7 protein-coding genes are annotated in these 9,583 nt (G+C 56.1%); 3 read left to right on the top strand and 4 right to left on the bottom strand.

Translation table 11 applies throughout. The features are described from left to right. Positions 1 to 342: 342 nt before the first annotated feature. From FHS27_RS13305 to FHS27_RS13290, 4 genes are all read right to left on the bottom strand, one after another. Positions 343 to 1,557, bottom strand: coding sequence for a VWA domain-containing protein (locus FHS27_RS13305; RefSeq protein WP_184305405.1), 1,215 nt, complete (start codon positions 1,555 to 1,557; stop codon positions 343 to 345). A 118-nt stretch (positions 1,558 to 1,675) separates the two neighbouring features. Further along, entirely contained in the window at positions 1,676 to 2,299 is a 624-nt protein-coding gene (locus FHS27_RS13300) for a preprotein translocase subunit SecA (RefSeq protein ID WP_184305404.1), read from the bottom strand. Positions 2,300 to 2,468: 169 nt separating this feature from the next. Next, the gene (locus tag FHS27_RS13295; protein ID WP_184305403.1) at positions 2,469 to 4,019 is read right to left on the bottom strand and encodes a hypothetical protein; all 1,551 of its coding nucleotides are present in this window, start codon (positions 4,017 to 4,019) and stop codon (positions 2,469 to 2,471) included. Further along, positions 4,016 to 4,219, bottom strand: coding sequence for a hypothetical protein (locus FHS27_RS13290; protein ID WP_184305402.1), 204 nt, complete (start codon positions 4,217 to 4,219; stop codon positions 4,016 to 4,018). The genes FHS27_RS13295 and FHS27_RS13290 overlap by 4 nt, the downstream gene beginning before the upstream one ends. 250 nt (positions 4,220 to 4,469) lie before the next feature. On the opposite strand from FHS27_RS13290, the gene FHS27_RS13285 reads away from it, so the two are divergent. From FHS27_RS13285 to FHS27_RS13275, 3 genes are all read left to right on the top strand, one after another. Next, positions 4,470 to 5,987, top strand: a complete 1,518-nt coding sequence (locus FHS27_RS13285; RefSeq protein WP_184305401.1) for a hypothetical protein — start codon at positions 4,470 to 4,472, stop codon at positions 5,985 to 5,987. 121 nt (positions 5,988 to 6,108) lie between these two features. Continuing rightward, positions 6,109 to 8,085, top strand: coding sequence for a polysaccharide biosynthesis/export family protein (locus FHS27_RS13280; RefSeq protein WP_315854552.1), 1,977 nt, complete (start codon positions 6,109 to 6,111; stop codon positions 8,083 to 8,085). 135 nt (positions 8,086 to 8,220) lie between these two features. Beyond that, entirely contained in the window at positions 8,221 to 9,504 is a 1,284-nt protein-coding gene (locus FHS27_RS13275; protein ID WP_184305400.1) for a diaminopimelate decarboxylase, read from the top strand. The last annotated feature ends 79 nt before the right edge of the window (positions 9,505 to 9,583 follow it).

Raw genomic sequence — 9,583 nt, 5'->3', positions numbered from 1 at the left:
GGGACGGCGCAAATGCCGATGTTTAGAGAACTTCAGCACCACATAGCCCCCCTTTCAAAGGTGGCTCACCGTTGAGAATCCCGCTGCGTCAAACGAGAAATCAAGCGATCGCCAACATCGAAGACTTGGCCTCACACGAAGCTTGACAGCACTCAAGCAACCGCAGGATATGCCGTCATAACGATGTCATGAGGCTGGAAACTGAGTTATGAGGCTGGAATCTGACGTCCGATTACGCCGATACCTGGAACGTCCCCGGCGGAAGCCTGCTTATGCCACCAAACACGTGGCGAGAGTCCCAGGTGCCAATTGCGAAATTGCCAAAATCAATGGCCGGCGTCCTTACTGACCGACCTCAAATCCCGACTGTTGCAATTGTTGGCCGATCGCGTCGGAAAACGCGTCTCCGAGCGTGGCCGATGCGGCGGACGGTGCCTGCTGCATCCGCTCTTTGGCAATGAATGCGTCCCGCTGCTTGCTGGCTTCAGCCAGCTTGGTTTTGATTTCCGCCCGCCGTTTTGACATCTCCGCGATCCGGCGAGCCCGCTCTTGGACCGTCAAACCCTGCAATTCGGTCGGCAATTCATCCTCTTTGAGCTGTTCGATGACACTCGCATCCTCCTCATACGTGTCAACGAGATCCCGGCCCACGTTGCGATACAACGAACTCGACTTGATCGCCGCGCGGCTGCTCAAACCGCTTCCCGCGTTGGAATCTTGGACCGTTTGGTTGGTCGCGTAACTCTTTCGTTGCGATTGGGATCCGTACCAAAGGTACGTTTTGTTCAACGCCGCATTCAGCTCGATAATAATTTTGTCCTGGGGTGTCTTAATATGCACCACCTTTTCGTCTTGGTTAATATTTAGGAATTTCCCTTCGGCTAGCTGGGCACCTTCCTGCCACTTTCCTCGCACACCTGCGTCATAATTCCCGCAGTGGATTGTGTTAACCACGACACCGTCTTCGATCGCACCCTTACAAGCGGTTCGAAAATCGACGGGTCCTTGGTCGAAGGGTTCATTCCCGGCGATAAAAATTGCCATATAAGCATTAGGTTCACTACTCCAATCAAGACGTTTGATCGCCTCGGTGATCACGGAACCACAATATTCATCACCACCACTGGTACTCAAAGCAAACAGAGCTTCGGAAACTTTATCGAGATCGTCGGTCAACGGAACGACCTGGCGAAGATAATCTTCTGATGCAGGAAGACGTGTATTCCCATACTCAAAAATGGAAACCCTCAGCAGAGGTGTCTTTCCGCTTTTCTTCGCTTTCGCAAACTCCTGGACGATATTCCACAATTGGCTTCTGGCTTGATTGATCAATCCGTCCATCGAATTTGACGTATCAAGAAGGATGGCAACATCGACGGCAGGACGTTGTCCCGTAAACGGTTCCTTGCCATCGGTTGATGACACAACGTCGACCTTCTTCGGCTTAGTTTCGATCGTGATTTTAATGTCCTGAGCGAACATCGAATTCGCCCCTGAAATGGCCCATAGGAGACATACGGGCAGAAACATCACACCAATTTTTTGCAAGAATTTCATGGTCGTTCTTTGCGAGAGAAGAGAGGTCATTTTATGGCCGGGCCTCATCATGACGCCAAATTCATTCTAGCGGTCTGTCGCCACCAGAGTGAAAAAACTTTTTCTCACCAACGACTTTTCAATCGCGATTCTGGCGAACGTTTTTGTCAATCCACTCTTGCGCCGAATTCGCCTTGTGACGTGAGACGACGTTTTTTGAATTCTGTTCTTGGACAGCTCGAATTCGACGACTCACTAACGAACTTTCAATCGCCTCGTCCTCTTTCATCCCCATTTTCGACATAACGTTCTCCACAAACGAGTCGACAAATGATCGCATTATCGCGTCCTCGAATGAAACGCAGTGCGTTACCCGACACCGGCACGGCAATTGGTCGGCAAACTCTTTAACCGCCCCTTCGTCTTCTTCAAGCAGTGGATGGCGTTCAGCAAAGATCACTTCGATGGTGCTCGTCTCCTCGAATGGAGAGCCCGTTGTTGTTCTCTGCGACAGGTCGTTGGCTTTCACCGCTTTTGCCGGAACCGGACCGTTGTAATTTGCCAGCAAACGATCGATCTGCGCGAACGTATTGTCGAAGTGCGATACGATCAGTATCGCGGCCGCGTCACCCTGCCCCGCTTCCTCCACTTTCGCCCGAATTCCTGCATATTTCCCCGCTTCGGTCATCCAGACCAAGTCCGGATTCTCCTGCAAACGGGGCGGCGTTTTGGTGCCAAATAGAAGGCGAAGAAGTCCCAACATCGCATCGAATCCTGTTCAATTTGCGAACCAGCCAGAAGCCAAAACCGAGCACCACGCACGGTTCAACTGGACGCTGTTTTACGGTGCATGGATTCACTGTGCGAGAACGGTCTGCATTCGATCCGTTCCTTGTCGCAGTGATGTCGTGATTCAGTAACCTACCACGATTTCACCGCAACGATATTAAGTTGGCCCGCAGAGTGGCTTCGTAATCACGAATCAAAGCGTCGTAATCAACACGGATTTTTTTCGGGACGTCGACACCTGAGATCGAATCTCGAATCACCGCGATCGCGTTGCCGATCGTACTGATATCGGTCTCACTTTCGGTCAACAAAAGCCGACCAGGATCACCATCACGCCCCGGTGTCGACAATAGTGCAAACGCATTGTCACCCAATCGGAGTTGGCGTATCAACTGAGACACCTCATCCGGATTGATCACCGAAACGACCGGGGTTGGAAACTGCCGCAGGGCGTCGATGACCTTTCGATCTGATGGTGCCGTAACGAGATGGACTTGCCCCATCGCGGGCGATGAAAGCAACGGCAACGTTTGCATCCACGCGGACAACCAACGCTGCAGCATCGTGTCGTCGTCCGGTGGAATCGCAATCACGATGTATTGTGCGGCTCGGAGCCTCGAGGGATCTTTTACTCCCTTCGCATTGAGCAAATCGTCCGTATCGAAACGACGACCGAGTAACGATGACGGAGGCGGTGGCGGAATGGGAACGAACTGGCGAACGAACTTTTCGGCAAAACGTGGTTCGGCTTCAAAAATCGTTTGGGAGCGCTGCCCACTGCGCGGCGGTTGGAAGGTTGCCGCGTTGATTTCGAGAGTCAACGACCACCCATTTTGGCCCGCTCCTATTGTGAGGGGAACCGGTAACTCGACGCGGCGGATCAGGCTAGTCGCCGGATGGATCCAAAAGACAAATCGTTCACGATCGGAAGTCACCGCGATGCGATGCATCAACTCACGTTCGATCTCTTTCGACTCCAGCCATTGGAACTGCGAGTCGGGTTCGAACAGTTTCTCCATCGGACGATCCGCGAGCAGCCATTCGAGTTGCGGGGGCGGCCCGGCGAGTCCGGCGGACAAACGCGAACGCAGCACTTCATCGCGAAGCACTCGTTCCAGACTCAACCTGCCCGCGGCATCTGATTCCCATTGCTGTTTTAAAACTTGAGCGTCGAAGTGAGAACTTTCCGGCTCCTCGAACCATGCGGTCATGTCGACGTTTTCACGCGTGTTGGCCGACCCCGCACTGGATAAACTCGCATCGACTGTCACACGGATACGGGCCGTGTAAGCATCGACTGCGAGTTCATGCTGGTCCAAGTGAACACGCAGTGGAGCCGTTTCGGTCTCGGCCGAACGAGAATCACGATTCGATGAGCCGTTTCGAGATGCTGGGGCGTGAATGACGACTTCCCCGTCATCTTCGTAATACGAACTGACTTGATACCGACGAAAGACTTCCCGCAAACGAGTCTTCGCATCCACATCCGGCCGCGCGGTGCCGGGCTGTCCAGTCTTGGATGAGGCAACCGCTTGAGCATTTCCAGAAACCGGCGTTTGTGATGAACCACACCCGGCAACGACTAACAATGCGATCACCGTCATCGCGACCGGAGTAACCTTGCACCCACGCGATTGTTCGGAACGCATCAACGAGAAGGTCGCCGCGTCATGGATCAGCAGATTAGGATTCACGGGTTCGTCTCATCGCGGATCGGAAGAAGCGGCTTCAGTTTCACCGGCTTACACAACAAACGTTTGTCGGAAGCCGCACGACCACATTTTCGACAGACGAGCGTCGCGTCCACAATCTGTTCGGCCAAAAGCGGCAATGCGTTTTCCAACGTGCTGCGGTCCCACTTACAGATCGCTTTTTTGGGTAGTTTTTTACTCATCGGTTCATTGCTAAGTCAGAGAATCGCTGCGATCGGCGGGTAGCCGTTAAACCGGCGTCCAACTGCAAACCCTATCAACCAGGAAAGCAGTGCCGGTTATCAGGGTTGCCCGCTTGATCGGGGTTACACTTCACCAAACGGGTGATGTTTCAATCTTCAGCCGTTCTGACGTCGAGTCGCCCGCCAAGACCAGACGATAACAGAATCGGTATTTCATGGACGAAATTCACCTAGAGCGATGGATCGCGATATGCTTCGGCACCGCCCTTCAGGGCACATTCAACACAGTAAATCGACCGGCCGCCTTCTTGTCGCGGCCCTCGCACTGAATTTGACGGCAACGTCTCAGACAGTGTTCGGTGACGGCTGGAAGTCGACAACGACGACCGCCACCGCTCAAGCGAGTGAACCGGTCCCGTCGAGCGGTCATTCCGTTTGGCACCCACGCCCGTTGGCACTGCCAGCAACATCGAACACGGCGATCCCATGGACTCCCCCGGAACGCGTCGTTGCATCACCCGCTCCGACATCCACAACGATCGTTATCCAGCCACCGGCTCCGGCGCTCCCCCCGACTCCGCCGGCGCCCGAACCTGAACCGGAACCACCGACGCCCGCCGAGATTCGTCAACAACGCCTCCTTCAAAAACGTGCCAGCGCGAAACGTTCCGCCTACGAGGCCGCTCAACAACCCGATCGCCCCTTACCGCCACCCGACGAAATCAATCTCGGTTCGCGTAAATCGCAACTCGCCGCAGCCGCCGTCGAACAACTCCGCATCGCCCATTGGGCGGCACAACGTGGAGCCACCGAATCGGCCAAACAAGCCGCAACGCAGACCCTGCGAACGATCGCGGCACTGCGTGATGCCCAAAACGGCGACAACGCTTACACGACTGAGCTAAACACCGCATTCGTGGCGATTCGTGAGTCGATGGATTTTTCAGGTCGTTACGGACCGGTCGACACCGCTGCGATTGGGAGACTGATCGAGGTTCATCAAACGCCTGTTCTCAAAGGAGTCGGCACGACGCATCTGACATCGGCTCGCGCCGTTGATGCCTACCTGCAATTCGCTCAGGCTCGGTTGGTCAATGCAACGTCCGGTGGCCCCTTGGCCGCCGAGGCGACGATGATTTTGGCCGATCTGGAAACACTCGCCGCCAACACCGGACGCTCGATCGATTCCCCACCGGAATTCTCCGCGTTGCATTCATCCGAACTCGCGCTGACGTATCGACGCGCCGCCGTTGAGATCGCACCGCAGAACGCCGACGCTTCGGCAGACCTCGGTCGCACGCTCCTCAAACGATCGATCCCCAACGCGGCAAAAGAACTGTTGCTGCAAAGTGTCCGAGTCGCGCCCACGCGTCAACGCGTCGAATCCTTACTCGAAGCGGCCGCTAAATCGGGTGACTTTGTGTTAGTCGATCAATGCGAAAAACAGCTCGCCTCGCAGCAACTGCCCAGCGAGCTGCCCGTGAGGATGATGTCTCCACAGGAGTTCGCCCGAACCGGTCAAAACGTGCCGCCCGCCATGGCTTCTTCGGTCGCGGCGACCGCCGCTGCGACGAATCAGGGACCACCGGCGCAGCAGTACCGCGTCGCGACACGTCCCACCAACGCAACCGGTCGCGGCATACGTCCATCGGTGAATCCGCCCACTCAGGTCGGCCAAATCGTTGACCCGACGCTGCCTGAGAACTGGTCTCCCACACCATCGGCATCCACCGCGCCGACACAGCCCGCACGCCGCCTGTTTTGGTAATTCTATGATGCGCACACACACTCATCTTAATTCGTGCAACCGAACACGGTTTGTCTCTGCCTCTTGCGGTTCTTTCACCGGTCTGCTGTCGCTTGCCTGCTGCGCGCTGTTTTCGGTTGGCGTGACACATTGCCAACGGGCCTCCGCGCAAGAGTTCATCGGCCCCGGTTCGCCATCGGCTGAGCTCCCTGCCCCGCGTTTGAATCGGCCCAGCACGCCGACATCGAACCCTTTCGTTCAACAAACCAAACCCAACACCAGCACACCGATCACCAACGTTGCCGACAACGGTGCATCGGATCCGATGGAAGAGTATCGCCGTTCCCTCGAGGAACACATTCTTCGCAAAGAGAAAGCAAAAGCGGAAGCTCGTGCTCGTTTCGAGTCACGGTCCCTTGACCTGATTCCAAAACTAACGCCGACCAAACCACGCACACAAGATTCCAGTGCCAGCGATTACACCGGAGACGACGATCTGTTGCCGCCTCCCGTACCGCGTTCAAAAAACACCGAAGACATCGCATCACCGAGCGATTTGCTCGACCCACCGGATCGCGATTTGGACGATCTGCTCTTGCCGCTCAACCCACGAGACCGAGACGTTGCGGCCCCCGATCGCAAGATTCCACCGCCGTTATCGCGAAATACCGACAAACCGACCGAACGTCCCAGCCGATTGGGCGCCGACCGATTGACTCCACCCGCGACCAAGTCATCACCACCCGCGAGATCCGGTGACCGTGATGACACAAACCGAAATCAGTCGCGTAGTCGCCACAGCGATCGCGCCAACTACCTCGATGATGACCAAGATGACTCACGTGGCTCCGACCGAAACGATTCGGCAAATAACACAAGGTATGACGACCAATCGCAATCCGTACTCTCCGCTCCGATCGACAATCGCTATTCCAATGCCACCTCTTGGACCGGTTTAGTTGAAGATGAGATGGCGCGTTGGCCGATGCCAGCGAGTCACCGTCCCTACATGCCTGTTTCCCAGGTCACGTGCTCTTCATGCGGCGGCTGTGTCGACCGTCATGGTGTAGGCGTATGCGATAAAGTCGGCGTTTGCGTCGGAGTGGGAACTCGCGAACGAGCGTCCTGCCAATGCTGGCGATGCCCACAAGGTTCACCGTTCAATCTCTATGGCCCCGGCGGCTATGCCGGTCCTTCGCGATCGGCACCGTTGCCCGAATACCGGTTGCGGGCGGGCGACCAAGTGCAACTGACGTTCTTGATCAAAACGATCCGCACCATCGGATCGTACCGATTAGTTGTCGGCGACGAACTGTTGATCGAATCCGATGCGGACGAAAACTTGACCCGCGGTACGCTCGAACGGGGTTTGGAAATTCAACCCGACGGCACGCTGACGTTGCGATTCATTGGCCAAGTTCATGCGGCCGGTCAAACGATCGAACAACTGCGTGACCTGCTCAACGATCGCTACGAAGAGTATTATCCAGACCCGTCAATCGACGTCACTCCGGTCAAAACCGGTAACGTTGCGAGACAAATCCGCGAGGCGATCAGCGGTTCGGAAGGTTTCAATCCGCAACAAACCGTTCAAACGGTAACCCCAGAAGGAACCTTGCGTCTGCCGCGTTTGGGTGCGATCCCGACGCAAGGTTTGACGATGGCCGAACTCAAACGTGAGATCAACCTTCGATACGACTCACTCGGTGCCGGGCTCGAGGTCGAAGTTATGCTCGAAGAGCAGGCTCCGCACTACGTCTACGTCCTCGGCGAGGTCGCGGCACCTGGTCGTTTCGAAATGGATGCACCGACCACGGTTCTCGGTGCGATGAGCCTCGCGGGCAGCTATGTCCCCGGAGCCAACCTGCGGCAGGTCGTCGTGTTCCGACGCGGTCCAAATTGGGAATTGCTCTCCACCGTGCTCGACCTACGTGCCGCTCTGCTCGCAAAAGCGTCACGTCCGGCGGACGAGATTTGGGTCCAAGACGGCGACGTGATCATCGTCCCCCCAGCACCGATCCGGTTGTTCGATCGCTTCGTGACACAGGTCTTTACCGAAGGAATTTACGGAATCGTGCCATTCGGCGGGGTCTCCTTCTCGCTGGGCGACAACAACTGACCCGAGGCGTTCGCGGGGGGGCCTGATCGTTACCGGCGGCCACGTTCTCCGGTTTTCCAAACTTGCCACCGAGACTATCCTTCCTGGTACGTCTGACGTGTCACCTCTTTCGGTTTGGATCCTCGAAGTTACCCCATGGCCGCTAAAACACTGCCTTTCGATCGCCCTTTGATCGACCGCATCATTTCCGACCACCCGACCCCGTTCGTTCTTTATCACGAAGACGGCATTCGCCAACGCGTTCGGGATCTGACCGCGGCGTTCGCATGGAACGAGGGCTTTCAGCAATATTTTGCGGTCAAAGCGACTCCGAACCCGCATATCGTGGCCCTCATGGCCGAAGAAGGCAGCGGCGCCGACTGCAGCAGCGTGGCCGAACTGATCACCTGCGAACGGCTCGGCATCACCGGCCACGACGTGATGTTCACGTCCAACAACACGACCACCGAAGAGTTCGCGATCGCCGCCCGAATCGGAGCGATCATCAACCTCGACACACCCCATCACATCGACCAGTTGCTGCAACTCGAACAGATGCCAGAAATGGTTTCGTTCCGGTTCAATCCCGGTCCCGAGCGACAAGGCAACGTCATCATTGGCGATCCGAAAGAGGCCAAGTTCGGCTGCACCCGCGAACAGATCTTCGAAGGCTACGCGAGATGCGCCGAACTCGGCGTTACGCGATTCGGACTTCACGCGATGGTCGTGTCCAATGAACTCAACGTCGACGCATTGCTGCAAACCGCCGAAATGCTCTTCGATTTGGCAATTCAAATTCACGAGCAAACCGGCGTCGCGGTTGAATGCATTAACCTCGGCGGCGGCATCGGAGTCGCCTACCGACCGGAACAAGAGGAAATCGACATCGCCGAATTCGGGCGTGGCGTGCAAGCGTTGTACGAAGCGAAACTGACTCCTTCGGCACTTCCACCGGTCCGTTTGATGATGGAAAACGGACGTGCAATGACGGGTCCCTTTGGTTTCTTGATCACCGAAGTCATCAACCAGAAAACGTCCTACAAAAACTATGTCGGTGTCGACGCTTGCATGAGCAACCTGATGCGTCCGGGCATGTATGGTGCCTATCACCACATCAGTGTCCTCGGCAAAGAAGATGCCCCCGCTGAACAAACTGTCGACGTGGTCGGTTCGCTCTGTGAAAACAACGACAAGTTCTCGATCGACCGTGAACTCCCCAAAACCGAAGTCGGTGACATTCTGGTCATTCATGACGCCGGTGCTCACGGCCACTCGATGGGTTTCCAGTACAACGGACGATTGCGTTCCGCGGAGATTCTCTTCAGTGACGCCGGTGAAGTGCGGGAAATTCGTCGTGCAGAAACCTTCGAGGACTACTTTGCGACCGTCGACTTCGACTCCGTCAAATGCAGCCGCGACCAAACCGCCCAGGCTCTCTGAGACGGCCCGCTTTTTGCACCTCAGTAATGCCACAGTCGTTCACGGATCGACTGTGGTTAGACGCTTGCTGTTCCCATTC

This window comes from Aporhodopirellula rubra (assembly GCF_014192335.1).
GTDB classification, from domain to species: Bacteria; Planctomycetota; Planctomycetia; order Pirellulales; family Pirellulaceae; genus Rhodopirellula; species Rhodopirellula rubra.
The sequence above is the reverse complement of the archived record's forward strand: the minus strand, read 5'-3'. Positions and strand labels throughout refer to the sequence as shown.

Coding starts and splice junctions, on each gene's coding strand:
- FHS27_RS13305 (WP_184305405.1), bottom strand. CDS start 1,557: ATGAAATTCTTGCAAAAAATTGGTGTGATGTTTCTGCCCGTATGTCTC.
- FHS27_RS13300 (WP_184305404.1), bottom strand. CDS start 2,299: ATGTTGGGACTTCTTCGCCTTCTATTTGGCACCAAAACGCCGCCCCGT.
- FHS27_RS13290 (WP_184305402.1), bottom strand. CDS start 4,219: ATGAGTAAAAAACTACCCAAAAAAGCGATCTGTAAGTGGGACCGCAGC.
- FHS27_RS13285 (WP_184305401.1), top strand. CDS start 4,470: ATGCTTCGGCACCGCCCTTCAGGGCACATTCAACACAGTAAATCGACC.
- FHS27_RS13275 (WP_184305400.1), top strand. CDS start 8,221: ATGGCCGCTAAAACACTGCCTTTCGATCGCCCTTTGATCGACCGCATC.